Below are 26,493 nucleotides of genomic sequence, written 5' to 3'. Positions count from 1 at the left end.
CGCGCGCGGCTTCACGCTGATCGAGCTGCTGATCGCGATCGCGATCATGGCGGTGCTCGCGCTGCTGTCGTGGCGCGGGCTCGATCAGGTGATTCGCGGCCGCAATCACGTGGAAGCGGTGATGGAGGACGAGCGCACCTTCGCGCAGATGTTCGACCAGATGCGCATCGACGCGCGCCGCGCCGTCAGCGACGACGAAGCCGGCCAGCCGGCCGTGCGCGTGTCCGGCAACACCTTGCAGATCGTCCGCTATTTCGACACGCCCGGCGGCGCTCCGCGCCTGCAGATCGTGCGCTACCTGATCGCGTCGGGCCGCGTGGTGCGCCACGCCTCGCCGCCCATTTCCGACGCGCGCGTGCTGCGCGGCATGCTCGGCAGCGACAGCCTGGACGGCTGGAGCAGCGTGCCGCTGATGCGCGGCGTCGGCTCGATCACGGCGCGCATTTACGTGCCGAAGGTCGGCTGGACCATCAACATGCCGAGCGCCGACGACGCGCTCGCCAAGAACAACCAGGCGATGAAGCAGCCGATCGTCGGCAACGGGCCGCCCGAGCGTTCGGTCACGGGGCTCGAGGTCGGCATCGGCGCCACCTCGCTGCACAAGCCGATCCGGCGCGTGTTCCTGATCGGGGAATGACGATGCGCACCTTCCGGCCGCTGCCGCCCTCCTCTCCTGCCTTGCCCGCCCGGCCCGGTGCACGCCGCCAGCGCGGCGTCGCGATCATCAGCGCGCTGCTGGTGGTGGCGCTCACCGCGATCCTCGTGTCGGGCATGCTCTGGCGCCAGCAGGTGCAGATCCGCCGCATCGAGAACCAGCGCCTGCTGATGCAGGCGCAATGGGTGGCGCGCGGCGCGCTCGACTGGACCCGCATGATCCTGCGCTCGGAAGGCGACACCTCGCCCGGCGTCACGTATTTGGGCGGCATCTGGGCGGTGCCGATCGCGAAGACCCGGCTGTCCGATTTCCTCGGCAAGATCGGCGTCACCGATGTCTCGGGCGACGACGACACTTATCTGTCCGGCGACATCGAGGACGCGCAGGCGCGTTTCAACCTGCGCAACCTGGTGACCACGCCCGCGCCCGGCGTGCTGCAGCTCAACGCGTCGGCGATCGGCACGCTCAAGCGCTTGCTGACCTCGCTGTCGATCGATTCGCAACTGGCGCTGCGCATCGCGCAGCAGATGCGCGCCGCGCTGCGCAATTCGGCCACGCGCTTCCAGATGGCCAACGCGCCCGGCACCGCCGCCCTGCCGGTACCGACCGGCGGCAATACCAATTCGGGCCAGCCCGACCCCGGTTTCGAGGACGACGACGGCGGCACCGACGCGAGCCATGGCGCCTCGCCGATCGTGCCGATCAGCGTGGCCTCGCTGCTCGACGTGAACGGCGTGACGCCCGAGGTCGTCGAGCGGCTGCGGCCGTTCGTGACGGTGCTGCCCACCGTCACGCCGGTCAACCTCAATACCGCGCGCGCCGAGGTGATCGCGGCGCTGCTGCCGGGGCTGTCGGTGTCGTCGGCGCAGACGCTGGTGGCGCGCCGCGAGAACGTGTTTTTCCGCAACGTCGGCGACGCCCAGCTCGCGCTGCAGGCCACCGGCGTGCCGAATACGTTGCTGGATCCCACCCAGATCGACGTCACCAGCAGTTATTTCATCGTTCACGGGCATATTGAGCACGGGCGCGCGGAGATCGACCGCAATTCGCTCGTGTATCGCGATTCGATGACGCACACCACGCGCGTCGTGCGGATATCCGATCAGCTATAACAACGCCATTCGGGAGAGGTGTCTTGAGCACGTTGATTGTTGTTTTGCCGCCGCGCGAACCGGCCGTGCCGCTGCCGGAGTGGCAATGGCCCGAATTGTCGTTCGCGCTCGTCGACAAGGCCGGCCATACGCAACGCGCGGGCCGTGCATCGCTGGCGTCGCTGCCGCATGCCGCCACCACGGTGCTGGTGGTGGCCGCGCGCGACCTGCTGCTGCTGGCCGCCGCCGTGCCCGCCGTGAAGGGGCCGAAGCTGCGCCAGGCGCTGCCGAACATCGTCGAGGACTACCTGATCCAGGACCCGCAGGCGTGCCATATCGCCGTCGATCCGGTTGCGTTGCCCGATGGCCGGCGCGTGCTGGCCGTGATCGACCGCGAGTGGTTCCGCTTCGCGATCGAGGCGTTCAAGGCGGCCGGCCATCGCGCGATCCGCGCCGTGCCGGCCACGCGCTGCCTGCCGCTGCCCGACGGGGCGCCGCTCGCGCCCGCCGCCGAGCCGGTGCCGGCCGCCGGTGAGGATGACGATGCGGACGGCATCACCGAAGCCGCCGTGATCTCGCCGGCCGAAGCGCCGGCGGTAGTGGCGGCCCACACCGGCGCGAACGGCGAGCCGCTGCGGGTGCCGATCGTGGCCGCCATCGTGGCGCGCATCGATTCGATGCCGGTGGATGCGGCGCTGTCGATCGCGGCCGCGCCGCGCGTCGAACTCGCCATCGCGCGCGGCCTGCTTGGCGAAGGGCTGACCGCGCCGGCCGCCTCGGCCGGTTCCACGCTGGCCGCGCTGACCGCCGGGGCACCGTTCGAGCTGTATCAGCTCGGCGCGCCCGGTGCGGAGCCGCAACTCGCCTCGATCACCCCGCAGGCCGCGCCCGACGCGATTCCGGGCACCACGCCGCTGCCGTTCGACGCGTTCGCGCGGCGCGCGCGCGAAGCCCGCTTCAACCTCTGCCAGTTCGATTTCGAAGCGATGCCGTGGCGCTTCGACCGGGCCACCATTTCGCGCCTGAAGCTGCCGGCCGCGCTGGCGGCCGTCACGCTGGTGATCGCCGTGATCGGCATCAACATCCACTGGTGGCGGCTGGCGCACGAGCGCGACGCGCTGTCGGCGCAGATCACCGAAACGCTGCTGACGGCGTTCCCGAAAACCACCGTGGTGCTCGATCCGCCCGCGCAGATGACGCGCCAGATCGACCAGTTGCGGGTGGCGGCCGGCGAGCTGTCGCCGAACGATTTCCTGGCGCTGGCCAGCGGCGTGGCGCGTTCGTTCGGGCCGCTGCCGGCCAACGGCATCGCCTCGCTCGATTATCACGACCGCCGGCTCGACGTCGGCTTCAAGCCCGAGGTGAAGGTCGATCCCGATTTCGGCACGCGCCTCGCGCGTAACGGCCTGACGGGCGAGATCGACAGCAGCACGGGCAAATGGACCATCCGGAGCGGATCATGAAGGCGGAGTTGACCGAAACCCTGACCCAGTTCTGGGACGAGCGCAATTCGCGCGAAAAGATGTTGCTCGGCTGGGGCGGTGCGTTGCTGGTGGCGTACGTGCTGTATTCGCTGCTGTGGGCGCCGGCGCAGGACAACAGCGAGCGCATCGCGCACGCGCTGCCGGCGATGCGCCTGCAACTGGCGCAGATGACCGAGCAGGCCAACGAGGCGCGCTCGCTGGCCGCCGCCGCGCAGGGCGTCGCGCCCACCGGCGTGGCGCTGCGCGACGCGCTGAACGGCTCGCTGACCGACCACGGCATCACCGCCGCGCAGGTGCAGGTGGTGGGCAACGGCGTGCAGGTGCAGTTGAAGAACGTGGCGTTCCCGATCTGGACGCAATGGGCCGACGACGTGCGCAAGCAGTTCAAGGTACAGGTGGGCGAGGCGCATGCCACCGCCCTGAAGGAAGACGGCCAGGTGGACCTGACCGTCGTGATGCAACCGTCGAGCGTCAACAAGTGAAACCCATGGAAGCACGCAACCCAGCCCGCGGCATGATGTCGGGAGCGGTAAGCCAATGAGCTTGTGGAGGCGAATTCGCGCGGCGCTGCCGTGGTGCCTGACCGGCGTGCTGGCGATCGGCGTGGTGATCGTCGCGCTGCTGCCCGCCGCGTGGGTCACGCCGCAGTTCTCGCGCGCGACCGGCGGGCACGTCAATCTGGTCGATCCCGACGGCTCGCTGTGGCACGGCTCGGCCACGCTGCTGCTGGCGCCGGGCAGCGACCGCAGCACCTCGACGCTGCTGCCGGGCCGGATCGAATGGCGCACCGCGTTCTGGCCGCTGTTCACGGGCCGCGTGCAGATGCAGATGCGCCAGACCCAGGCGATGCCCGATCCCGTCACCGTCAACGCCACGCTGCGCGGCGCGACCGTGTCGGCCGGCGCGATGGCCGTGCCGGCCTCGCTGCTGGCCGGGCTCGGCACGCCGTTCAACACGCTCGACCTGCAGGGCGACGTGCGGATCGACTGGAGCGACTGGCGGCTGTTCGGCCAGGACGTGTTCGGACGGCTCACCGTCACCATGCACGACGTCAGCTCGCGGATCTCGATCGTCAAGCCGCTCGGCTCGTATCGCGCCGTCTGGCAGGCACAGGGGGCGAACTCCACGCTCGATCTGTCCACGCTGAACGGGCCGTTGTCGCTGGAAGGGCACGGCACGTTCGCGGGCGCCACCTCGGTGTTCAACGGCACGGCCGAGGCCGACGAAGCGCATCGCGAGAACCTCGCGGGGCTGCTGAACCTGCTCGGCAAGCCGATCGGCCCGGGCAAGGTCACGCTGACGTTTTGAGCAGGATGCGCCCGGCGGTGCAAGGCCGCCGGGCGATGCAAGAGGAAAAGACAGGAACACGGCGCGGCGGTGAGCAAGCCGCCGCGCCCGGCCTCACCGGGCCGACGTCATGCGGGCGTTCAGCCCTTGGCGGCCGACGCCGACGAGGCGGCCACCGGCGCGGCAGCCGGCGTTGAAGCCGAGGCGGGTGCGGCCACGCCGCCCGTCTCGCGATCCATCTGCGAGACGTCCCATCCGCCGCCCAGCGATTTCACGAGATTCACCGACGACACCATCCGGCTGCCCGACAGCGTGACGAGCTTCTGCTCGGCCGTAAACGCCGTGGTTTGCGCCGTCAGCACGCTCAGGAAGGCCACGGTGCCGGCCTTGTACTGGTTCGTGATGATGTCGAGCGCATGCTGCGCCGATTCCACGGCCTGGCGCTGCACGACGATCTCGTTGGCGAGGATGCGCTGCGAGGCGAGGTTGTCTTCCACGTCCTGGAACGCGGTCAGCACGGCCGCGCGGTATTCGGCGACGGTCTGGTCGTAGCTGGCGCGCGCGGCGTCGGTTTGCGCGGCGCGCAGGCCCGCGTCGAACAGCGTGGCGGCCAGTTGCGGGCCGACCGTCCAGACTCGCGACGGCAGCGAGAACAGTTGCGACCAGGCCGAGCTTTGCACGCCGCCGGTGGCCGACAGCGTGAGGGTCGGGAAGAACGCGGCGATGGCCACGCCGATCTGCTCGTTGGCGGCGGCCGCGCGGCGTTCGGCGGCGGCCACGTCGGGCCGGCGTTCGAGGATCACCGACGGCACCACGGCCGGGGTGGCCGGCGGCTCGGCCGTCAGCGGCATCGGCCCGAGCGCGAAGCTGGAGGCCGGCACGCCGATCAGCGTGGCGATCGCATGCTCGAATTGCGCGCGGGCGATGCCGTTGTCGATCGCGGCGGCCTGCGCCGACTGGAGCTGGGTTTGCGCCTGGATCACGTCCGAGCGCGCGGCCACGCCCTGCGCATATTGGTTCTGCGTCAGTTGCAGCGAGCGCTGGAAGGCGGCGACGGTGTCGTCGAGCAGCTTCTGCGCGGCGTCCGTTTCGCGTAGCTGGAAATAGGTTTGCGCGAGCGTGCCCTGCGCCGACAGCCGGGCGTTCGCCAGATCGGCGGCGGCGGCCTGCTGGCCGGCCTTCTGGGAGCTGACGGTGCGGCTGACCTTGCCCCACAGGTCGGGCTCCCACGAGGCGTCGAGGCCGGCGCTGTACGCGGTGCTGTTGCTGCGGCCGGTGGTGAAGCCCTGCGTGGAGCCGCCGGGGCTGGACGAACGGGTGCCGCCGAAGGTGGCGCCGAGCGTCGGGAAGTAGGCCGCGCGGGCCTGCGCGACCTGCGCGCGGGCCTGCCGATAGGCGGCCGCGAATTGCGCGATCGACTGGTTGGCGGCGTCGAGCTTGGTCATCAGGTCGTCGAGCTGCGGATCCTGATAGACGCTCCACCACGCGCCGCGATCGGTGCGGTCGTCCGGTTGCGCGACCTTCCAGCCGTCCGGCGCTTCCTTGTACGCGGCCGGGATCGACACGTCGGGGCGATGGTAGTCGGGGCCGACCGCACATCCGGCGAAGAGCGCCGCGACGGCGGCGGACACGGCGATGCGCAGCGCATGACGTGACCGCGAGGGGAAAACTGGCTGCATGGACTGGATTCCTGTCTGGGCGCCGCCCGCTCGCGGGCCGGCGAACGATGCGGCTACCGGCGCGGCGGCGGCCGGCCTGGCCGGAATGGTAACTGACGAATGCGGCAAAAACGAACCGGAAAGCCGTAAGGGTAAAGGCTGGGTGCGTGCGCAGGTGTTACCGGGAGGGAGGGCGTGGTTACAGGCGATTACGGCGCAGAAAGGTCGGCCGGCGGGGCGGGCCGCGCCGGCGGGTGGGCGTCAGCGCGTCAATGTACGGGATGGGGCGGCTGCGGCGGTGTGACAAGCGCGAGTAGGCGCTGCCACGACGACGGCTCGTCGGCCGTCGCCTTGCCGTCCCGCGCGCGCTGGCGCCGCTGCTCGAACCAGGCAAAACCGAGCGCCGCCAGCGAGCCGCCCGGCAGCACCAGCATCGCCACCATCAACGCGAGCTTCCAGCCGCGCGGCGAGCGGGCGAGCAAGGGACGGGCGTAACGGCGCAGGGCGCTGGCGATCGGGATCAGGAACGGCATGACGAACTTCCTCGGCGAATGGCTCAAAGGCGGTTCAGGCAAGAGTGGGCTGGGTGCTCGCGGATGTCTGAAACGAAAGAATGATTGCCTGAAATAATATTGACCATGCAATCAATTTTCAAGATACTGGGCGAGAATTTATCTCGGAAACAACACTTTTCGCCCGCGCGATGACCCTCCTTTACGATCCCCGCAGCATCGATTTGGAAACGAGCGTCGGTTTCTACCTGACGCGCGCGCGGCAGGCGTTCGTCGAGCGGATGGATCACGCGCTCGCGCCGCTCGGGCTGACCGCGCAGCAGATCGGCGTGATGTTGATGCTGGCGCGCGGCGAGGCCGGCACGCCGCTCGAACTGTCGCGGCGGCTTTGCTACGACAGCGGCTCGATGACGCGCATGCTCGACCGGCTCGAAAAGAAGGGGCTGCTGGAGCGCCGGCGCAGCGCGGCGGACCGCCGCGTGATCGAGCTGGCGCTGACCGAGCGAGGCGCGCAAGCCGCGCAGGCGCTGCCGGGGCTGGTGGCCGGCGAACTGAATGCGCAACTGACGGGCTTTTCGGCCGACGAGTTGCACACCATGACTTCGCTGCTGCAGCGTTTCATCGCGAATACGCCGGAAACGGCCGCTGCGGCGGCTGTGGCGTTGACCACGCCGGACGCGCCCGTCGGAGCCTGAGAAGCATCGAATCCCGGCTGCTGGCCTGGCCGTAATCGGCCGTTTTCCCGCTGGTTCATCCTTGCCCCGGCAGCAATCGACCTGACATGGGCCTGGCGCCGTATCGCCGCGCTTATCGCCGCCCGCCGTCCTGCCCCCAGATCCGCAGGCTGTCGAACGCCAGATCGCTGCCCGGATCGGCCGGGCCGACCTCGCGCGCCACCTCGAGCCAGGCGCGCGCCGCATGCGACAGGTATCCGCGCTTGAGCCAGCCCACCGCGATCGACCACTGGATTTCCGGTTCGACGATCGGCCGGCAACTGAACTGGGCCGGATCGAGCCGGCGGCAATACGGCTCGGGCAGCAACGCGATGCCCACGCCGGCATGCACCAGCGCCGCCATGAAATCCCAATGCCCGCTGCGGCTGACGATCGACGGCGTGAAGCCGGCCTGCGCGCAGGCGTCGAGCACGGCCTGGTGCAGCGCGAGCGCCTCGGCGTAGAACACGAACGGTTCCTCGGCCAGATCGGCCAGCGCCACCGTATCGTCGCGATCCCAGCGCGCACCGCGCCGCGCCACCAGCCAGAGCGGCGCGCGCACCATGCGCAGCACGTCGAACACGGCCGGATCGACCGGCTCCAGCACCCCGCCCAGTTCGAGTTCGCCGGCCGCGAGCGCCGTCTCGATGGTGCGCGCGCCCTGCTCGTAGAGCTTCAGTTCGATGTTCGGATAGCGCTGGCGGAACGCCGCGATGGCAGGCGTGAAGGCGGCGCCGCCGAGCGGCGGGATGCCGATGGTCAGCTCGCCGCGCCCCAGTTCGGCCAGATCGTCGAGTTCGGCCTGCAACTGCGCCTGCGCGGCAAGCACGTCCTGGCCGCGCTGGTAGACGATCCGCCCGGCGTCGGTCAGCGTCATCTGGCGGCTGTCGCGCAGCAGCAGCGGCGAGCCGACCTCGTCCTCCAGCGCCTTGACCATCTTGCTGATGGTCGGCTGGGTCACGAACATCTGCTCGGCCGCCGCCGTGAAGCTTTGCTGGCGGACCACCTCGACGAAATAACGCAGCGCACGCAGTTCCATCACGCCTCCGGTGAACGTCAGGATTCCCGGCCGGGGAATTCCGATCCGGAATGGTTTTGATGGGAACAAGTCATTTTATTTATGACAGCGCCAATCCTATACTCGCCCCATCCCATTGATCAAGCCGCACCCGACGTCATGCCGAAGTTCACGCCCGCCACCGTTTCATCAGCGCCCGCCCCCGAGCCGACCGCCCCCGTGCGCTCGGCTCCGGCCGGGGCGATGCGGCGCGGGCTGCGCATCGTCTGGCAGGCCGGCGCGCTGGCCGCGCTGTGGGCCGTGCTCGATCAACTGGTGCGGGCGTTCTCGCTGCCGATTCCGGCCGGCATCCTCGGCATGGCGGCGGTGCTCGCGCTGCTGATGTCGGGCCGCCTCGCGCCGGCTGCGGTGAAGGACGGCGCGAACTGGCTGCTCACCGACATGCTGCTGTTCTTCATCCCGGCGACCGTCGCGGCCGTGCAGTACGGCGGGCTGTTCCGCGCCAACGGCTGGCAGCTTGCGCTGTTGTTGGTGGTCGGCACGGCGTTCGTGATGTGCGCGGTGGCGCTGGCCGTCGAGCAGGCCGCGCGCCTGGAACGGCGGCTCGAACGCGGTCGACGCGCGCGCGCGGCACGCCAGATCCGCAAGACCCGTGAAATCCGCCAGGCGCGGGAGGCCCGCGAAGCGCTTGCCCAGCGCGCCCGGCCCGCTGCCTGAGCCGCCCGGAGCCCGTCATGAGATTCGATCTCGTCGATCTCGTCGATTTCGCCGCACTGTCGCCGGCCGCCAACGCCGCGCTCTCGGCCGCCTGCTTCGTCGTGACGATCGCGCTCTATCTCGGCGCGAAGCGGCTGTACCGGGCGCGCAAGACGCTGCTGTTCTCGCCGCTGGTGGCGGTGCCGGTGCTGCTGGTGGCCGCGCTCGCGCTGACCGGCCTGCCCTATCCCGTCTACTTCCACGACACGCGCTGGCTGATGTGGCTGCTCGGGCCGGCCACCATCGCGTTCGCGGTGCCGATCCACGAATACCGGCACCTGATCCGCCGCCACTGGCTGTCGCTGTCGGTGGGCGTGGTGGTGGGGATCGTCGCGGCGGTCGGTGGCTCGCTGCTGCTGGCCAAGCTGCTGCACCTGTCGCCCGAGCTGCAGCGCACGCTCGTCACGCGCTCGATCTCGACACCGTTCGCGATCGCCGTGTCGGACCGCCTGCACGCGCCGCACGACCTGACCGCGCTGTTCGTGATCGTCACCGGCGTGTGCGGGATGCTGATGGGCGAATTCATGCTGGCCGTGCTGCCGCTGCGCTCGCGGCTCGCGCGCGGGGCGCTGTTCGGCGCCGCCGCGCATGCGATCGGCACCGCCAAGGCGCGCGAGATCGGCGGCGAGGAAGGCGTGGTGTCGAGCCTGACGATGATGATCGCCGGCGTGGCGATGGTGCTGATCGCGCCGCTGCTCGCGCATTTGCCGATGTAGGTGTGCGCGGCAGGGTTGGGCGGGTGCGGGTTTTGCCGCCCGGTGCGCCCACGCCACCGGATCGCGGCCGATTTACGGCTGACTCCCCGAACGCCCCGTCCAACCACCCGCCCGCCCCGCCCCAGCCGGCCCGAAGGCCCGCCCCGCCTTGCTCCCGCAACCCGCCCCGCTTCCGCGCCCGCGGCCTTCATCGGGGCTGCCGCGCCCGCCCCGGTTCGACAAACCGGCGAGATAGGCGCAAATCCCCCCTCTGTTCGTCACATCGCGCGACCGGTTGCCCCCTGACAATCCGGCTACGAGTCAACCAGTACGCACGCCCATGGCCACCACGACCGCATCCGCCGCATCCGAACGCCCGCCCACCGGCAAGTTCAAACGCATCATCCTGTTCGCGCTGATCGGCATCGCCCTTGCCGCCGCGGGCGGCGCCGGCGCGTGGTTCTTCCTGTCGAAGCATCCGGCTTCGGCATCGAACGTTCCGCCGCCCCCGCCGCCGCCGCTGGCGACGCCGGTGTTCTTCCCGCTCGAATCGATGACGGTGAACCTGCAATCCGATGACGGCCTGCACTACCTGCGCGTCGGCCTGACGCTGAAGCTGACCGACGCGACCGCGCAGGAATACCTGACCCAGCACATGCCGGAGATCCGCAGCCGGATCCTGCTGGCGCTGTCGAACAAGCATCCGGAAGACCTCGCGTCGCTGGACGGCAAGCGCGCGCTGGCCGACGAGCTGCGCAAGCTGATCGAACAGCCCACGCAGCCGGGCAATCGCAGCGCTCGCGTCGACGAGGTGCTGTTCACCGATTTCGTCGTCCAGTAACGCCGCCAAGGGAGCGCCATGGGCCACGAAGAATTCATGTCGCAGGAGGAGGTCGATGCCCTCCTCAAAGGCGTAACAGGCGAAATCGACTCGAGCGACGAACCCGTCGATCGGGCCAGCGTTCGCCCGTACAACCTGGCGACGCAGGAACGGATCGTCCGCGGGCGCATGCCCGGCATGGAGATCATCAACGATCGCTTCGCGCGTTTGCTGCGGGTCGGCATCTTCAACTTCATGCGCCGCACGGCCGAAATTTCGGTCAGCCAGGTGAAGGTGCAGAAGTACAGCGAATTCACGCGCAACCTGCCGATCCCGACCAACCTGAACCTGGTGCACGTCAAGCCGCTGCGCGGCACGTCGCTGTTCGTGTTCGACCCGAACCTGGTGTTCTTCGTGGTCGACAACCTGTTCGGCGGCGACGGACGGTTCCATACCCGGGTCGAGGGCCGCGATTTCACGCAGACCGAGATGCGCATCATCAGCAGGCTGCTGCATCTGGTCTTCGAGCATTACACGGCCGCCTGGAAGAGCGTGCGGCCGCTGCAGTTCGAGCACGTGCGCTCGGAGATGCACACGCAGTTCGCCAACGTCGCCACGCCCAACGAGATCGTGATCGTCACGCAGTTCTCGATCGAGTTCGGCTCGACCGGCGGCACGCTGCACATCTGCATGCCGTACTCGATGATCGAGCCGATCCGCGACGTGCTGAGTTCGCCGATCCAGGGCGAGGCGCTCGAAGTGGACCGCCGCTGGGTACGCGTGCTGTCGCAGCAGGTGCAGGCCGCCGAGGTCGAACTGGCCGCCGATCTGGCCGAACTGCCGACCACGTTCGAACGGATCCTGAACCTGCGGGTGGGCGACGTGCTGCCGCTCGACATCGGCGACGCCGTGACGGCCAAGGTCGACGGCGTGCCGGTGATGGAATGCGGTTACGGGATTTTCAATGGGCAATACGCGCTGCGGGTGAACCGGATGATCAGCGCAAGCGACACGATGAAGGAAGGTGGATATGACTGAGCTGAACCCGACGCCCGACAGCGAAAAGAAATCCGGCGCCGATGCGGCGGCCGACGATGCCGGCCTGGACGACTGGGCGGCCGCGCTCGCCGAACAGAACGATCAGCCGATCGAGGCCGGCGCGACCGGCGCCGGCGTGTTCCAGCCGCTGTCGAAGGCCGCGTCGACCGCGACCCACAACGACATCGACCTGATTCTCGACATTCCCGTCAAGATGACCGTCGAGCTGGGCCGCACCAAGATCGCGATCCGCAACCTGCTGCAACTCGCGCAGGGTTCGGTGGTGGAGCTGGACGGCCTGGCCGGCGAGCCGATGGACGTGCTGGTCAACGGCTGCCTGATCGCCCAGGGCGAAGTGGTGGTGGTCAACGACAAGTTCGGCATCCGGCTGACCGACATCATCACGCCGTCCGAGCGGATCCGGAAGCTGAACCGATGAACGCCGCAACCGCGCCCGTCGCGCGCGCCGTGCCGGTGGTGCGGGCCGTGCGGCCACGCATCGCGGGTGTGGCCGCCGCCGCGGCGCTGGCCGTGTCGGCCCTGGCTCCGGCCGTGGCAGGCGCGGCCGACATGAACGCCGTCAACCACCCCGCGGCCTACGCGTCGGGCGTGGTGGTCGGCTCTGCGGTGCCCTCGCTCGGCGCGGGCGCCGTGCTGCAAACCGTGGTCGGCCTGGCCGTGGTGATCGGCCTGGTGTTCGGCTGCGCCTGGCTCGCGCGCCGCTTCGGGTTCCAGCCCGCGCGGCGCGGCGGCGCGCTGAAGGTGGTGGCGAGCGTGGCGGTGGGCGGCAAGGAAAGCGCCACCGTGGTCGAGATCGGCGACACCTGGCTGGTGCTTGGCGTCGCGCCCGGCAACGTGCGGCTGCTCCATACGTTGCCGGCCGGCTCGGCCGGTTCGACCGAGGCGGCGGGCGCGAGCGCCGGCAACGCACCGCAAGGCCCGGGCCACGCCCCGCCGGCCGACGACGCGCTGGCCGGCTCGTTCGGCGAGCGCTTTCGCAGCGCGCTGGGCGGTGAAGTCGCCAAGCGGCTGGGCGGCCGAGGCCGCAAGGATTCCTGAGATATGACGCTGTTTCGATCGATCGCGCGGATTGCGCAGCGGGCGCGTCGCGCCTCGCTGGCCACGCGCGCGCTGACGCTGGCCGCCGTGCTGCTGCCGCTGGCGGCGCTGACGCTGCCGTCGCTGGCCCACGCGCAGGCGCAGGGCCTGCCGGCCTTCAATACGAGCCCTGGCCCGAACGGCGGCACCACGTATTCGTTGAGCGTGCAGACCATGCTGCTGCTCACGATGCTGTCGTTCCTGCCGGCCATCGTGCTGATGATGACGAGCTTCACGCGCATCATCATCGTGCTGTCGCTGCTGCGCCAGGCGCTCGGCACCACCACCACCCCGCCTAATCAGGTGCTGGTGGGCCTCGCGCTGTTCCTGACGCTGTTCGTCATGTCGCCGGTGCTCGACCGCGCCTACAACGACGGCTACAAGCCGTTCTCGGCCGGCACGCTGCCGATGGATCAGGCGGTGCAGCGCGGCCTCGCGCCGTTCAAGACCTTCATGCTCAAGCAGACCCGCGAGACCGATCTCGCGCTGTTCGCAAAGATCGCCAAGGCGCCGCCGATGCAGGGCCCGGAAGACGTGCCGCTGCCGCTGCTGGTGCCCGCGTTCCTGACCAGCGAGCTGAAGACCGGCTTCCAGATCGGCTTCACGATCTTCATCCCGTTCGTGATCATCGACCTGGTGGTGGCGAGCGTGCTGATGTCGATGGGGATGATGATGGTCTCGCCGACCACCATCTCGCTGCCGTTCAAACTGATGCTGTTCGTGCTGGTGGATGGCTGGCAACTGCTGATCGGCTCGCTCGCGCAAAGCTTCACCTAGGAGCGGCGATGACTCCCGAAACCGTCATGACGCTGGCCCATCAGGCGATGATGATCGGCCTGCTGCTGGCCGCGCCGCTGCTGCTGGTGGCGCTGGTGGTGGGCCTGGTCGTCAGCCTGTTCCAGGCGGCCACGCAGATCAACGAAACCACGCTGTCGTTCATCCCGAAGCTGATCGCGGTGGTGGTGGCGATGGTGATCGCCGGGCCGTGGATGCTGTCCACGCTGGTCGACTACACGCGCGACATCCTGATGCACGTCGCCACGCTCGGCGTCAGTTGAGCGCCGCGCCCCGCCGATGTTCTCCGTTACCTACGCGCAACTGAACGTCTGGCTGACGGCCTTCCTGTGGCCGTTCGTGCGGATCCTCGCGCTGGTCGCAACAGCACCGCTGATCGGCAACGCGGCGGTGCCGGTGCGCGTCAAGATCGGCGTGTCGGCGTTCGTCGCGATCGCCGTGGCGCCCGCGCTCGGGCCGCTGCCGCAGGCCACGGTGTTCTCGGCCGAGGGCATCTGGATCCTGATCAACCAGTTCCTGATCGGCGTGTCGCTCGGCTTCACGATGCAGATCGTGTTCGCCGTGGTGGAAGCCGCCGGCGATTACATCGGCCTGCAGATGGGCCTGGGCTTCGCCACCTTCTTCGATCCGCACGCCGGCACCACGCCGATGCTGGGCCGCGTGCTCAACGCGTTCGCGATGCTCGCGTTCGTGGCGTTCGACGGGCATCTGCAATTGATCGCGGGCATCGTCGAATCGTTTTCCAGCGTGCCGGTGTCGGCCGACCTGCTGCATCCGGCCGGCTGGCGCGTGATCGTCGGGGCCGGCATCAACGTGTTCTCGATGGGGCTGCTGCTCGCGCTGCCGGTGGTGGCGGCGCTCTTGATCGCCAACCTGGCGCTCGGCATCCTGAACCGCGCCGCGCCGCAGATCGGCATCTTCCAGGTGGGCTTTCCCGTGCTGATGCTGGTCGGGATGCTGCTGGTGCAGTTGATGGTGCCCAACATGATTCCGTTCTTCTCGCGCCTGTTCGACAACGGCTACGAGATGATGGGCCGCGTGGCGGCGGGCTTCCGTTAAAATTCGGCTCACGTTGTGCAAACCGGCCCCGCGGCCGGCCATGCCCTTCCCCGTGTTCCGCCCTCCGCTCCCTGCTTCGCCCGCTTCCATCGGGCGCGCCGCGAACGCTGCCTGGCGGGCGCGGCGAAGCGCCGCCGCCGGCCGCTGCGCCGGCCCGGTTTCACACCCCAGAATGTTCGTCCGGCCGCCCGGCCCGCTCGGCGCTTTTCGCGCGCCCTGACGCGCCGGGCGCGACCCTCGGTCCACCGTTCCCGCCGCGCCCGCCCTGCCCGCGCAAGCCGTGTTCGCCACACGGCGCGCCGGCCATCGCGGCATGTCGCGGCGGATGCCGGGGAACCCCGAGCCGGCGCGCCACTCAAGCTTGATATGGAAAACACGATGCAGAAGATCGAATCCGCCAGTCCCGAGGCCCGCTCCGCGGATCTCGCGGCGGACAACCTGGCGCGGCTCCGGGCGCTGTTCCCCGAGGCCGTCACCGAAGGCCCCGACGGCGCCGCGCTCGACCTCGACGTGCTGCGCGCGCTGATGGGCGAACGCACCGTGGGCGAGGCCGACGAGAAATACGGCTTGGCCTGGCACGGCAAGCGCCGCGCGCGCCAGCTCGCGCTGACACCCTCCACCGGCACGCTGCGGCCCTGCCGCGACGAAAGCCTGAGCTGGGACGACACGCGCAACCTGATGGTCGAGGGCGACAACCTCGAAGTGCTCAAGCTGCTGCACAAGAGCTACGCCGGCTCGGTCAAGCTGGTCTATATCGATCCGCCGTACAACACCGGCAAGGAATTCGTCTACCCGGACAACTTCACCGACAGCCTGCGCCACTACCTCACGCTGACCGGCCAGGCGGCCGGCGGCGTCAAGGTCAGCAGCCACACCGAGGCGAGCGGCCGGTTCCATACCGACTGGCTCAACATGATGTACCCGCGCCTGAAGCTCGCGTTCGACCTGCTCGCGCGCGACGGCCTGATCGCCGTGCATATCGACGAACACGAACTGCCGGCGCTGGTGCTGGTGATGCGCGAGATCTTCGGCGAGGAGAACGAGCTCGGCGTGGCGGTGTGGGACAAGCGCAACCCGAAGGGCGACGCGCGCGGCATCGCGTATCAGCACGAATCGATCGTGCTGTTCGCGCGCGACGCCGAATGGCTCTACGAGCACGCGCCGCTCAAGCGCCCGAAGCGCAACGCGCAGCGCATGCTCGACGCCGCGCACGACGCGATCGCCGACACCGCCACCATCGCCGAGGCCACGCAGGCCTACCGCGCGTGGCTGCGCACGCAAACCACGCTGTCGGGCGGCGAGGCGATGTACGACCGGCTGTCGCCGGACGGGCGCGTCTACCGGCTCGTGTCGATGGCCTGGCCGAACAAGAAGCGCGCCCCCGACGACTACTTCATCGCCCTGACCCACCCCGTTACCGGCAAGCCCTGCCCGGTGCCCGAACGCGGCTGGCGCAACCCGCCCGCCACCATGCGCGAGCTGCTCGACAAGGGCTTGATCGAATTCGGCGCGGACGACACCACCCAGCCGCAGCGGATCTATTTCCTCGACGAGAACCTGCACGAGAACGTGCCGTCGATCCTGCCGTTCGGCGGCTCCGACGACGCGCGCCTGAAGGCGCTGGCGATCCCGTTCGACCTGCCCAAGCCCACCGATTTCTCGGCCGCGCTGGTGGGCTGGCTCACGGGCGGCGACGATCTCGTGCTCGACTGCTTCGCTGGCTCCGGCACCACCGCGCACGCGGTGATGGAAGCCAACGCCGCCGACGGCGGCCGCCGCCGTTTCGCGCTGGTGCAACTGCCCGAGCCGCTCGATGCGTCGAGCAAGGATCAGAAGGCCGCGGCCGAGTTCTGCGCGAAGCTCAAGCGCCCGGCCAACCTCGCCGAGATCACCAAGGAACGGCTGCGCCGTGCCGCCGCGAAGATCGTCGACGCGCATCCCGAGGCCGCCATCGACGTGGGCTTTCGCGTGTTCCGGCTCGATTCCACCAACGTGGTGGAATGGGACCCGCGCGGCGCGAACGTGCAGCAATCGCTGCTCGATGCGGTCGAACACATCAAGGCCGGCCGCACCGACCAGGACTTGCTGGCCGAACTGACCATCAAGCTTGGCCTCGATCTCTGCGCACCGGTGGACACGCTGCCGATCGCCGGCAAGCAGGTGCATGTGATCGCCGGCGCGATCGTCGCGTGCTTCGCGGCGCGCATCGATCGTTCGGAAGCCGAAGTATTGGCGCAAGGCATCGTGGGCGTGCTCGATGCGGTGGATGCCCCGCCCGTGCACGACGTGACCTGCGTGTTCCGCGACGGCGCGTTCGTGGACGACGTGGCCAAGGTGAACCTCTCGGCGATCCTCGAACAGCACGGAATCCGTTCCGTCCGGAGCTTGTGATGGCGCGCAACACGTTCGACGCGCAGGCCGCGGGCGCGCCGATGATGGAACTGCATTTCGAGGCCGATCTCGATTACCAGATCGAGGCGGTCAACGCGGTGTGCGACCTGTTTCGCGGGCAGGATGCGCATCGCGCCGCGTTCAGCGTGGATGCGGCTGAAATTGGCGACGGCGCCACCAGCGCCGCGCGCCAGATGCCGATCGGCGTGGCCGAGACGGCGCTCGCGGTGGGCAACCGGCTGGCGATCGACGAGGCCGCGCTCGCGCGCAACCTGGCCGACGTGCAGGTGCGCGGCGGCCTCGCGCCGTCGGGGCCGCTGGCGTCCACCGATTTCACCGTCGAGATGGAAACCGGCACCGGCAAGACCTATGTGTATCTGCGCACGATCTTCGAGCTGCACCGCCGCTACGGCTTCACGAAGTTCGTGATCGTGGTGCCGTCGGTCGCGATCAAGGAAGGCGTGCACAAGACGCTCGACATCACGCGCTCGCATTTCCGCCGGCTCTACGACGGCGTGCCGTTCGACTATTTCCTGTACGACTCGACCAAGCTCGGCCAGGTGCGCCGTTTCGCGGCCAGCGCGAACGTGCAGATCATGGTCGCCACCGTGGCCTCGATCAATCGCAAGGACGTCAACAACCTCTACAAGCCGAGCGAGAAGACCGGCGGCGAGAAGCCGATCGACCTGATTCGCGCGACGCGGCCGATCCTGATCGTCGACGAGCCGCAAAGCGTGGACGGCGGCCTCGAAGGCCGCGGCAAGGAAGCGCTCGACGCGATGGCGCCGCTCTGCACGCTGCGCTATTCGGCCACGCACGCGGACCTCTATCAAATGGTCTACCGGCTCGATGCGGTGGATGCCTACGAGCGGCGTCTCGTCAAGCAGATCGAGGTGGCGTCGGCCACGGTGGAAGATGCGCACAACAAGCCTTACGTGCGGCTCGTATCGGTCAGCAACCGGCGCGGCACGATCGCCGCGCGCGTGGAACTCGACGTGGCCGCGCCGTCAGGCGTCGAGCGCCAGACCGTGACGGTCGGCGACGGCGACCTGCTCGAACGCGTGACGCGCCGCGCCGTGTACGCCGATTACCGGATCGGCGAGATCGACACCACGCGCGGCAACGAATTCGTCGAACTGCGCTACCCGGGCGGTGAGGCGTTCCTTGCGGTGGGTGACGCGCACGGCGACGTCGATCCGCTCGCGATCCAGCGCGAGATGATCCGCCGCACGATCCGCGAGCATCTCGACAAGGAGCTGCGCCTGAAGCCGCTCGGCGTCAAGGTGCTGTCGCTGTTCTTCGTCGACAGCGTGGAGCGCTACCGGCGCTACGAACCGGGTGGCGTGGCCGTCAAGGGCCCGTACGCGGCGATCTTCGAAGATGAGTACAAGCGTGCGGCGCGGCTGCCGCTGTACCGCGCGCTGTTCGCGAACTTCGATCCGGCGATCGACGTGGAAGCGGCGCACGACGGCTATTTCTCGATCGACCGCAAGGGCGGCTGGACCGAAACCAGCGACAGCAATGCGAGCGGCCGCGAGAACGCCGAGCGCGCCTACGGGCTGATCATGCGCGAGAAGGAGCGGCTGCTGTCGTTCGCCACGCCGCTGCGCTTCATCTTCTCGCACTCGGCGCTCAAGGAAGGCTGGGACAACCCGAACGTGTTCCAGATCTGCACGCTGCGCGACATCCGCACCGAGCGCGAGCGGCGCCAGACCATCGGCCGCGGGCTGCGGCTGGCCGTCGATCAGCGCGGCGAACGGGTGCGCGGTTTCGACGTCAATACGCTCACCGTGGTCGCGACCGAAAGCTACGAGCAGTTCGCCGCGAACCTGCAGCGGGAGATCGAGGCCGATACCGGCATTCGCTTCGGCATCGTCGATACGCACCAGTTCGCCGCGATTCCGGTGACGAACGGCGACGGCACCGCCGCACCGCTCGGCATGACGCGCTCGGCCGCGTTGTGGGCGCACCTGCACGAGGGCGGCTTCATCGATGCGCAGGGCAAGGTGCTCGATACGCTGAAGATCGTGCTCAAGGGCGGTGTGCTGCCGTTGCCCGAGGCGTTCGAGCCGCTGCGGCACCGGATCGTCGAGTTGCTGCGCAAGCTGTCGGGCCGGCTCGACGTGCGCAACGCCGACGACCGCCGCCTGCTTGCGCTGCGGACCGACGCGAACGGGCAACCGGTGGTGCTGGGCGAGGCGTTCCAGGCGCTCTGGAGCCGCGTGCAGGCCCGCACGACGTATCGCGTGAGCTTCGATGACGCCGCGCTCGTCGAGGCCTGCATCGCGGCGCTGAAGGCCGCGCCCGAGGTGCCGCGCGCGCGGCTGCAATGGCGCAAGGCCGACATCTCGATCGGCAAGGCCGGCGTGGAGGCCACCGAAACCGCGTCGGCCGGCACCGTGGTGCTCGACGAGGGTGACGTTGCGCTGCCCGACCTGCTCACCGAATTGCAGGACCGCACCCAGCTCACGCGCCGCACGCTGGCCGCCGTGCTGACCGGCAGCGGCCGGCTCGATGCGTTCCGCATCAATCCGCAGGCGTTCATCGCGCTGGTGAGCGACGCCGTGAACCGCTGCAAGCGGCAGGCGCTGGTCGACGGCATCGCCTACAAGCGGATTGGCGACGGCGTGGTGTGGCCGCTCGCGCGCTTCGTCGACGAGCCCGTGACCGGCTATCGCAAGGATTTGCGCGAGGACGCGCGCAAATCGATCACCACGGCCATCGCCGTGGATTCTGCGGCCGAGCGCGCGTTCGTGGATGCGCTGGAGGCTCGCGAGGCCGTGACGCTGTACGCGAAGCTGCCGGCCTGGTTCCGCGTGCCGACGCCGCTGGGCGACTACCGGCCCGATTGGCTCGTGCTGGTCGAGCAGGCCGGTTCGCCGAGCCAGTGCTATGTGGTCGAGATGGACAGCCGCACCGACGATGCCGAACTGCGTGGCCGCGAGCGCCGCAAGATCGGCTGCGGCGAGGCGCATTTCAAGGCGATTGCCGGGGCGCAGGGGCCGGTGCATTTCGTGCGGGCCCGGACCGTGGATGATTTGCTGGGGGTGACGGGGCAGCGGTCGTTCGGGTTTTAGGATTTCGAGCTTGGATGGCTGTGGAAGGCCGGCGCGACGGAATGTTGCGCCGGCCTTTTTTCATGGGCGAGTGGATGCCGTCTCGTTGCCCGCACAGCATTCGAAACCGGTTGTGCACGCACTTATCCACGCCGGTGGCTATCCCCACTGGTTCTTAGCTTTGCGTATACACAAGTAGTAGTAGTTAACAAAGGGCGCCTGCCGCTGTGGATAACCGCGTTTACGCCTTTTCGATCAGCGCTGTGCAGTCCGCACAACTGTGCCGTTGAGATGTGAACAGTCACAGGGAACACAGAACAACTTTCCGCACAGGCTGTGCAGATCCGTGTTTTACCCAATCTGTCCACAGGCTATCCGCTGTGATTTCCTGTGCGGCGCGTCGGCCGACGCGGTTGTATCAGCCGCGCACGACGGCCAGCGCGCTGCCGAGCGCCGCGTCGTCCACGCCGTGGGTCGGCGCGATCAGCGCGTAGTTGTAGCCCTGGTGCGAACCGTATTGCGCGAGCAGCGCGCCGTCACGGCGCGAGCCGTTCTTCAGCAGCACGCGCTCCGAGCCGCCCGGCGGGCGCACGTAGAAGCTGACCGCGTGGCCGGTGTCGTCCTGGTAGAGCACCATCGCCGACGGGCCGTCCTCGGTCGCGAACAGACGGCCGCCCACCGGCTTGAAGCCGGCCTTCGACAGATCGGGCAGGCGGATCGCGCTGCCGACCGAGCGGTCGAGCCAGGCCTGCAGGTCCGCCGGCTGGTGCGTGACGACGTCCACCTGCGCGCTGCGGTCCACCACCAGCCGGTAGGCGGCCAGCGCATCGCCCATCGGCTTGATCGTCGCGGAAGCCGGCAGCAGGGCGCCGTTGTTGCCGTTGGCGTTTTGCGCCAGCACCGGGCCGCTGTCGATCTGCCAGCCGCGCATCATCCAGCCGGCGCCGCCGCCGAGCCCGACGCACAGGAACAACGCCGCCGCGATCGCGCCGCGCATGCGCAGCCGCGCGTGGCGGTTGGCGCGAAGCAGGGCCGGATCGAGTTCGCGAGTGGGCGGCGGCAGCGGCAGGCCGTCGAGCGCGGCGCGCAGCGCCTGCGCGTCGCGGCGCCATTGGCGCATCTGCTCGGCGCGCTGCGGATGGTGGTCGAGCCAGCGTTCGACGGCGGCGCGCGAGGGCGCGTCGAGGCGGCCGTCGACATAGGCCTGGAGATCGTGGTCGTCGGGCGGAATGTTCATTTCATCAATCGCAGCGTGGGAGCGGGGGATTCGCCGTCGCCGAGCGCGCGCAGCGCGGCGCGGGCGCGCGAGAGGCGCGACATCACGGTGCCGATCGGGATCTCGAGCAGCTCCGCCACCTCGCGGTAGCTGAAGCCCTCGACCGCGACCAGCAGCAGCAGGCTGCGCTGCTCGGTCGTCAGCTTGCCGAACGCATCGAGCATCGAGCGTGTGACCACTTCGTCCTCGGCCGACGGCCATTGCGGCTCGTCTTCGCCGCCGAGCCGGCCGAGCAGCCAGGCGTAGCGCTTGGCGCTGCGGCGCGAATCGAGGAACTGGCGGTAGAGGATCGTAAACAGCCAGCTGCGCAGCGCGGCCGGCTCGCGACGCTCGCTCCAGTGCGTCAGCGCACGTTCCATCGACGCCTGCACGAGATCGTCGGCGGCGTGGACGTCGCGGGTCAGCCAGAGTGCGAAGCGCCGCAACCGCGGCAGCAGTTCGCGCAACGAATCGTCGAGATCGGCAGTGGACATGGTGGGCCGTCGGGCGGCGCGGGTGGATATCTGCGTGAGACGCCGGCCGCTCGACTTTATTCCATTTCGAGATAGGGTTGAGGGCGGCGCACCGGTTTGACGCCTGCCGCGAAGAAATTTCGGGTGGCGAGGGAATAAAGCGTCTTGCCGTTCGTCTTATGCGCGTCCCCCCCTAAACGACTTCCAGGTCAGGAGCGAAACTGATGGCGCATCCTCCCCCCAATTCACCGACCCCGCCGAGCGGCAACGCCTGGCGCTGGGTGCTGATCGGCGGCGTGGCCGCGGCTGCCGTGGCCGCCTTCGCCTATACCGGCGGCTGGATTACGCCGCATCGGCTGACGGCCGATCGGATCGTCAACGGGCTGCAAGGCCCTGGCGACCCGCACCCCGGCTTCCGCCGCAACCACGCCAAGGGCATTTGCGTGACCGGCAGCTTCGAGAGCAATGGCGACGGCGCCGCCTGGTCGAGCGCGCCGTTCTTCGCGGCCGGCGTCAGCACGCCCGTGGTGGGGCGCTTCGCCGTGCCCGGCGGCAATCCTTACGCGCCCGACACCAGCGTGCCGATCCGCAGCCTCGCGCTGCGCCTGACCGCGCCCGACGGCGCGCAGTGGCGCACCGGCATGAACGCCATGCCCGTGTTCCCGGTGGCGACGCCGGAGGCGTTCTACGCCCAACTGGTGGCCACCCAGCCCGATCCGGCCACCGGCAAGCCCGATCCGAAGAAAGTTGGCGCGTTCTTCGCCTCGCACCCCGAGACCGCCGCGTTCCGCGCCTGGGTCAAGACGGCCAAGCCCAGCGCGAGCTTCGCCACCGAGAGTTACTACGGCATCAACGCGTTCTATTTCGTCGATGCGCAGGGCGTGAAGCACGCGGTGCGCTGGCGCGTGGTGCCGGAGCAGCAGGACGGCGCCGTGGCGAGCGGCCCGAACGTGCTGCAGCCCGACCTCGAGGAACGGCTCGCCAAGGGGCCGCAACGCTGGCACTGGCTCGTGACGTTCGCCAACCCGGGCGACCCGGTTGACGACGCCACCAAGCCGTGGCCTGCCGACCGCAAGACCATCGACATCGGCACGTTGACGCTCAACCAGGCCGAGGCGCAGGACAGCGGCCCGTGCCGCGACATCAACTACGACCCCACGGTGCTGCCGCGCGGCATCGAGGTGTCCGACGATCCGCTGCTGGCGGCGCGCTCGGCCGCCTATGCCGTGTCCTACCGCCGACGCACCAGCGAGGAAGCTGCCGTGCCCGGCTATGCGCAACCCAAGGCTCCGGCCGCGACGGAGGGCAAATGATGAAGAACGCTAGCGGGTTCAATCCGATCGCGCGGCTGCTGCACTGGCTGATGGCCGCGATGATCATCGCGATGCTGTTTATCGGGGTGGGGATGGTCAATTCCGTATCGCTGCGGCACGCGATGCTGATCGCGATCCACAAGCCGCTCGGCATCGCCATCCTGGTGCTGGTGATCGTGCGGTTGGTGGTGCGCTTCACCAATCGGCCGCCGCCCTTGCCGCAGGATCTGCCGGTGTGGCAGAAGGCGGCTGCGCATCTGTCGCATTGGGTGTTGTACGGGCTGATGCTGGCGATGCCGCTGATCGGCTGGGCGATGCTGTCGGCGGGTGGGTATCCGGTGATGCTCGGCGGCGGCGTGCAGTTGCCGGCGCTGATGGGCGCCGATCCGGTGGCGTTCGCGTGGTTGCGCAATGCGCACGAGGTGCTGGCGTTCGTGCTGTTTGCCGCGGTGGTGGGGCATTTGGCGGCCGCGCTGTTCCATGGGTTGATCCGGCGCGATGGCGTGCTGGGGAGCATGGTGCGGGGGCGGTGAGGTTCTTCGGGCTTTCTTGGCCCTTGCCCTGTATCGATCGCACGCCCGCTTTTGCGGGCGTGTTTTTTATTTATGGCGTCGCGGCTCGCCGCGGCTTCATGGACGGGAATGAATGGCCGGTTGGCCGGGTCGAAGGGGAGCGAACGAACCGGCCGGGTGACCGGTAGGCAGGATGGCTTTCTTCACGAAGGAGTGAAACCGTGGCGGTAATGGCTTGCAGGCATCATGGGCGCGCCGACGGCGAATACGTCACGAAGACGCTGGCCGCGTGGATCAACGACCGGTCGAAGTGGCGCGATGCGCCGAACGTGGTGCTGCTGCGCGCGATGGATGACACGATCGAGTTTCCGTTTTTTGCGATTGAGAATGAAGTGGCGGCGTTGATGGAGGAGTTTGGTGGGGTGGGGCAGGGGGAAGGGGTTTATCAGTTCGCGGACGAACGGCGGTTCGATGCGTTGATGGGGAGGGTGACGGCGGCTTGTTTGCGGTGTTTGGGGGAGATGGGGGAGTGAGGCGGTGTATTTATTGCGACAGGTCACGCCAAAGCACGCTTATCGGTTCGCCATAGGATATCCCTAAGCTACGCGCATACTGCTCGATCGATTTCGCCGACATGTGAGATGTGGGATGGTGGCTGCCTAACCATGTGAGCTGAATACACCAGTAGCTTTCTTGCGGCTGCCAATATCCCATCGCCTTCATTGCCGTTTCGGAGACTCGTTCGGCATCCGACACAATTCGCGCCAACGCAATATCATCTGTCGAGGGGCAATACAAAAGTAAGATTTGGCTTTGCAAGAGCTCAGCATCGACACTAACGCCGCCATGCCGTCCTTCGGCACGCACGTTGTAGATTTTATGCGAACGAATCCAGTCCCAATGGGTTTGGTTCTTTACATACCCAAGTAGCACGCGCATGTCGGGCGGTGGCGTAGAGAGCACGCTAGGCATTGCGTCGAAGTTGGACTCGCCATATGTATCTTGTAACCAATACCGGCCACGTTCGTGTCTTGTGAGACGAGTCGCGACGTGATCCAAAACATCATTGATGAACCGACTGAGCGGTATGGTTCCACTGACATGGCCGCTATCTGTGGGTCTTAAGACGAATGCGCCAAGACCCGGGAGCAGTTCGTGATATTCGAGGAACTGATGCTTTTCAGCTTCGGCGTCGCCGCCGGGATAGATTACATATGCGCCTGCTGTGCGATGAATTGCATCACGGTACGCATGCATTTTCAGTAGATCCGCTCTGAGCACGCCACCGCGATTGAGCATTACCTCGCCGTCACCCACACCGTGACTATCCTCCGGATCATCACCGAAGATCTCCTTAACGAAATCAACGCGATACTTGGCATCGAAGTGAATAACGATGGGGTCAAAGCTCGATGGCTCTTCGTTCGCGGGGCTGATAAGTAGCGAATAGTCTGGCCGCATCGGGCGAGTCCACGAGCCAACGCGCTTTTTATCGCGGTTAAACGTGCGATTGAAGCAAAGTTCAACTTGAATTTTTCGATCGAAGCGCTCGACGATCCCCTTAAGAACGGTTTCGACGCCGGTACGAATGCCTACGGTCAGACCATTGGCTTCGTATCTCACCAACGGGCTCATATCGAAAGGTTGGCCTATCGCTGCGCCGACGATCTTTGATAGCTGAATAAATGCCCAATATTCATACAAGGTGGCAACGTCACGTTGGCCAGCATCAAAGTCATCGGCGTTGCGTTGCCACGAAAGTCGAGCTGCGAACTCGATCTCGATGTACGCCTTGAAGATGTCTCGATAGCCCTCTCGCTTCTGGAGGACCTGATCGCTTGCAGGAAAGTGCGTGAGTCGCCCAACGTCGGCAAATACATCGTGCTGCAGTGTTTCTTCAAGTTGTGACATCACAGCGAGGATTTCTCGGCGTCCACGCGCCGTTGCCGGTGTTGTCTGTGCGTTCTCTAGCCCGCGATCGATATCGCCCAACATCTGCAGCCATTGCTCAAGAGAAAATTTAACAAAGCGATTAGGCGGCGTATCGTGCGTGGGCGTCGTCTGCACTCGTTCTATGTGTGAAGGGATGACCGCAATCGGGCCGCTGGGCCATGCTGACCGCGGCCCACTTTTCGCAAGTTGCCGCAGTACTTTTGAATCGGCACGCATCCCTGCACTGGACCGGACAACCTCGGTGACGGGTTCCCAAGCGACATGCGGTCGTCTGACCACTTCGCGCAGAGCGCCTTGAAAGCTCTCGTTTTCAAATAACGCGCGCAGGAACGTGAAGCGTTGATAAAGCGTGATGGCGTCTCGGGTTTCATCGATCTCGAAATGCGTATCGCTGACAGCGAATCGGTCCATGACGAGTTCAGTCATCTGTTCGGCAATATCACGGAGCATCCAACGATACTCGGATCGGTAGGCCAATTTGCGAGAGCGAACCTCAAGCTCGAGCTCACCAAGGATGCTATCGCCTGCACGCAGGACAACACGTATTAGGCCTGTCGATAACCCTGTACGAATACGTCCAGCATGGCCCTCAACCGTATCGGGTTGAAACATTTCTTCGGGGTCAGTGTTCACGCTAAGGGCGCCGGTACAGACATCCTTCCAAACATATCGATACTCGGTGCCCTCCAACAATTCCAGCTTACTGGTGAGCGAATCGGTGCTAGATGCATTGTCTTCGATCCAAAGCACATCTCTGCGAGCGTTGCTTGCTTTCGGCAGCACGGCGATGCAAAGGCGTGCCGTTGGCTTACCTGTTGAGTTGAGTAACGCAATCGAAGTTTCTAAGACAGCGTGCACAAT

The 26,493-nt window shown here is 67.6% G+C and carries 26 protein-coding genes; 20 read left to right on the top strand and 6 right to left on the bottom strand.

Translation table 11 applies throughout. The features are described 5' to 3' along the window. The 5 genes from ACYP33_RS03300 to ACYP33_RS03280 form a co-directional block, all read left to right on the top strand. On the top strand, positions 1-637 hold a 637-nt coding region (locus ACYP33_RS03300), incomplete at its 5' end, for a PulJ/GspJ family protein (RefSeq protein ID WP_459619692.1). Then, a complete protein-coding gene (gene gspK / locus ACYP33_RS03295) occupies positions 634-1,767 on the top strand; it encodes a type II secretion system minor pseudopilin GspK (RefSeq protein ID WP_459619690.1) in 1,134 nt (377 codons plus the stop codon). The genes ACYP33_RS03300 and gspK, both read left to right, overlap by 4 nt. Positions 1,768-1,790: 23 nt before the next feature. Next, positions 1,791-3,209: a type II secretion system protein GspL gene (gspL, locus tag ACYP33_RS03290; protein ID WP_459619688.1), complete on the top strand. Its 1,419-nt coding sequence runs from the start codon at positions 1,791-1,793 to the stop codon at positions 3,207-3,209. Beyond that, complete coding sequence (gspM, locus tag ACYP33_RS03285) at positions 3,206-3,712, top strand: type II secretion system protein GspM (protein ID WP_414443491.1); 507 nt, start codon at positions 3,206-3,208, stop codon at positions 3,710-3,712. Before gspL ends, gspM begins: the two co-directional genes overlap by 4 nt. Positions 3,713-3,767: 55 nt before the next feature. Beyond that, on the top strand, positions 3,768-4,538 hold the full coding sequence (locus ACYP33_RS03280; RefSeq protein ID WP_459619686.1) for a type II secretion system protein N: 771 nt from the start codon (positions 3,768-3,770) through the stop codon (positions 4,536-4,538). A gap of 119 nt (positions 4,539-4,657) precedes the next feature. Here the strand turns inward: ACYP33_RS03280 and ACYP33_RS03275 are convergent, their stop codons facing one another. Together ACYP33_RS03275 and ACYP33_RS03270 are read right to left on the bottom strand one after the other, a co-directional pair. Continuing rightward, positions 4,658-6,196: an efflux transporter outer membrane subunit gene (locus ACYP33_RS03275; RefSeq protein ID WP_459619684.1), complete on the bottom strand. Its 1,539-nt coding sequence runs from the start codon at positions 6,194-6,196 to the stop codon at positions 4,658-4,660. Positions 6,197-6,444: 248 nt separating this feature from the next. Then, complete coding sequence (locus ACYP33_RS03270) at positions 6,445-6,708, bottom strand: multidrug ABC transporter ATPase (RefSeq protein WP_414450648.1); 264 nt, start codon at positions 6,706-6,708, stop codon at positions 6,445-6,447. Positions 6,709-6,878: 170 nt separating this feature from the next. On the opposite strand from ACYP33_RS03270, the gene ACYP33_RS03265 reads away from it, so the two are divergent. Then, positions 6,879-7,382, top strand: coding sequence for a MarR family winged helix-turn-helix transcriptional regulator (locus tag ACYP33_RS03265; protein ID WP_459619681.1), 504 nt, complete (start codon positions 6,879-6,881; stop codon positions 7,380-7,382). A gap of 112 nt (positions 7,383-7,494) precedes the next feature. Here ACYP33_RS03265 and ACYP33_RS03260 read toward each other — a convergent pair whose 3' ends face one another. Continuing rightward, a complete protein-coding gene (locus ACYP33_RS03260) occupies positions 7,495-8,439 on the bottom strand; it encodes a LysR family transcriptional regulator (RefSeq protein WP_414450650.1) in 945 nt (314 codons plus the stop codon). Positions 8,440-8,577: 138 nt separating this feature from the next. Here ACYP33_RS03260 and ACYP33_RS03255 point away from each other — a divergent pair, with 138 nt between their 5' ends. From ACYP33_RS03255 to ACYP33_RS03205, 11 genes are all read left to right on the top strand, one after another. Then, the gene (locus ACYP33_RS03255) at positions 8,578-9,135 is read left to right on the top strand and encodes a CidA/LrgA family protein (RefSeq protein ID WP_459619679.1); all 558 of its coding nucleotides are present in this window, start codon (positions 8,578-8,580) and stop codon (positions 9,133-9,135) included. A gap of 17 nt (positions 9,136-9,152) precedes the next feature. Further along, a complete protein-coding gene (locus tag ACYP33_RS03250) occupies positions 9,153-9,890 on the top strand; it encodes an LrgB family protein (RefSeq protein WP_459619677.1) in 738 nt (245 codons plus the stop codon). Between the two features lie 319 nt (positions 9,891-10,209). Then, entirely contained in the window at positions 10,210-10,710 is a 501-nt protein-coding gene (gene fliL, locus ACYP33_RS03245; protein ID WP_414443483.1) for a flagellar basal body-associated protein FliL, read from the top strand. Positions 10,711-10,728: 18 nt separating this feature from the next. Continuing rightward, complete coding sequence (gene fliM, locus ACYP33_RS03240; RefSeq protein WP_414450654.1) at positions 10,729-11,727, top strand: flagellar motor switch protein FliM; 999 nt, start codon at positions 10,729-10,731, stop codon at positions 11,725-11,727. Further along, complete coding sequence (gene fliN, locus ACYP33_RS03235; protein ID WP_414450655.1) at positions 11,720-12,166, top strand: flagellar motor switch protein FliN; 447 nt, start codon at positions 11,720-11,722, stop codon at positions 12,164-12,166. The genes fliM and fliN overlap by 8 nt, the downstream gene beginning before the upstream one ends. Then, on the top strand, positions 12,163-12,786 hold the full coding sequence (fliO, locus tag ACYP33_RS03230; RefSeq protein ID WP_459619673.1) for a flagellar biosynthetic protein FliO: 624 nt from the start codon (positions 12,163-12,165) through the stop codon (positions 12,784-12,786). The genes fliN and fliO overlap by 4 nt, the downstream gene beginning before the upstream one ends. Positions 12,787-12,789: 3 nt before the next feature. Further along, on the top strand, positions 12,790-13,602 hold the full coding sequence (gene fliP, locus ACYP33_RS03225; protein ID WP_459619671.1) for a flagellar type III secretion system pore protein FliP: 813 nt from the start codon (positions 12,790-12,792) through the stop codon (positions 13,600-13,602). Positions 13,603-13,610: 8 nt separating this feature from the next. After that, positions 13,611-13,883 carry a flagellar biosynthesis protein FliQ gene (fliQ, locus tag ACYP33_RS03220; RefSeq protein ID WP_414443478.1) on the top strand — a complete coding sequence of 91 codons (273 nt, stop codon included), beginning with the start codon at positions 13,611-13,613 and terminating at the stop codon, positions 13,881-13,883. A 16-nt stretch (positions 13,884-13,899) separates the two neighbouring features. Next, positions 13,900-14,679, top strand: coding sequence for a flagellar biosynthetic protein FliR (gene fliR, locus ACYP33_RS03215; protein WP_414443477.1), 780 nt, complete (start codon positions 13,900-13,902; stop codon positions 14,677-14,679). A 366-nt stretch (positions 14,680-15,045) separates the two neighbouring features. Further along, positions 15,046-17,070: a site-specific DNA-methyltransferase gene (locus tag ACYP33_RS03210; protein ID WP_459619668.1), complete on the top strand. Its 2,025-nt coding sequence runs from the start codon at positions 15,046-15,048 to the stop codon at positions 17,068-17,070. Positions 17,071-17,114: 44 nt separating this feature from the next. Continuing rightward, positions 17,115-20,147, top strand: a complete 3,033-nt coding sequence (locus tag ACYP33_RS03205) for a type III restriction-modification system endonuclease (protein WP_459619695.1) — start codon at positions 17,115-17,117, stop codon at positions 20,145-20,147. Positions 20,148-20,544: 397 nt separating this feature from the next. On the opposite strand, the gene ACYP33_RS03200 is transcribed toward ACYP33_RS03205, so the two are convergent. Further along, positions 20,545-21,363: an anti-sigma factor family protein gene (locus tag ACYP33_RS03200; RefSeq protein ID WP_414450659.1), complete on the bottom strand. Its 819-nt coding sequence runs from the start codon at positions 21,361-21,363 to the stop codon at positions 20,545-20,547. Continuing rightward, complete coding sequence (locus tag ACYP33_RS03195; protein WP_414443471.1) at positions 21,360-21,875, bottom strand: RNA polymerase sigma factor; 516 nt, start codon at positions 21,873-21,875, stop codon at positions 21,360-21,362. Before ACYP33_RS03195 ends, ACYP33_RS03200 begins: the two co-directional genes overlap by 4 nt. A 203-nt stretch (positions 21,876-22,078) precedes the next feature. Between ACYP33_RS03195 and ACYP33_RS03190 the strand changes: the two genes are divergently transcribed. From ACYP33_RS03190 to ACYP33_RS03180, 3 genes are all read left to right on the top strand, one after another. After that, positions 22,079-23,167, top strand: a complete 1,089-nt coding sequence (locus ACYP33_RS03190) for a catalase family peroxidase (RefSeq protein WP_459619666.1) — start codon at positions 22,079-22,081, stop codon at positions 23,165-23,167. Continuing rightward, positions 23,164-23,700, top strand: a complete 537-nt coding sequence (locus tag ACYP33_RS03185) for a cytochrome b (RefSeq protein ID WP_459619664.1) — start codon at positions 23,164-23,166, stop codon at positions 23,698-23,700. Before ACYP33_RS03190 ends, ACYP33_RS03185 begins: the two co-directional genes overlap by 4 nt. Before the next feature lie 200 nt (positions 23,701-23,900). After that, positions 23,901-24,212 carry a hypothetical protein gene (locus ACYP33_RS03180; protein WP_459619662.1) on the top strand — a complete coding sequence of 104 codons (312 nt, stop codon included), beginning with the start codon at positions 23,901-23,903 and terminating at the stop codon, positions 24,210-24,212. 10 nt (positions 24,213-24,222) lie between these two features. Here ACYP33_RS03180 and ACYP33_RS03175 read toward each other — a convergent pair whose 3' ends face one another. After that, the gene (locus tag ACYP33_RS03175) at positions 24,223-26,490 is read right to left on the bottom strand and encodes a DUF2357 domain-containing protein (protein ID WP_414450664.1); all 2,268 of its coding nucleotides are present in this window, start codon (positions 26,488-26,490) and stop codon (positions 24,223-24,225) included. Positions 26,491-26,493 lie beyond the last annotated feature (3 nt).

It is taken from the genome of Burkholderia sp. 3C (assembly GCF_054589155.1).
Note: the sequence above shows the minus strand (reverse complement) of the source record. Positions and strands in the feature narration are given on the sequence as shown.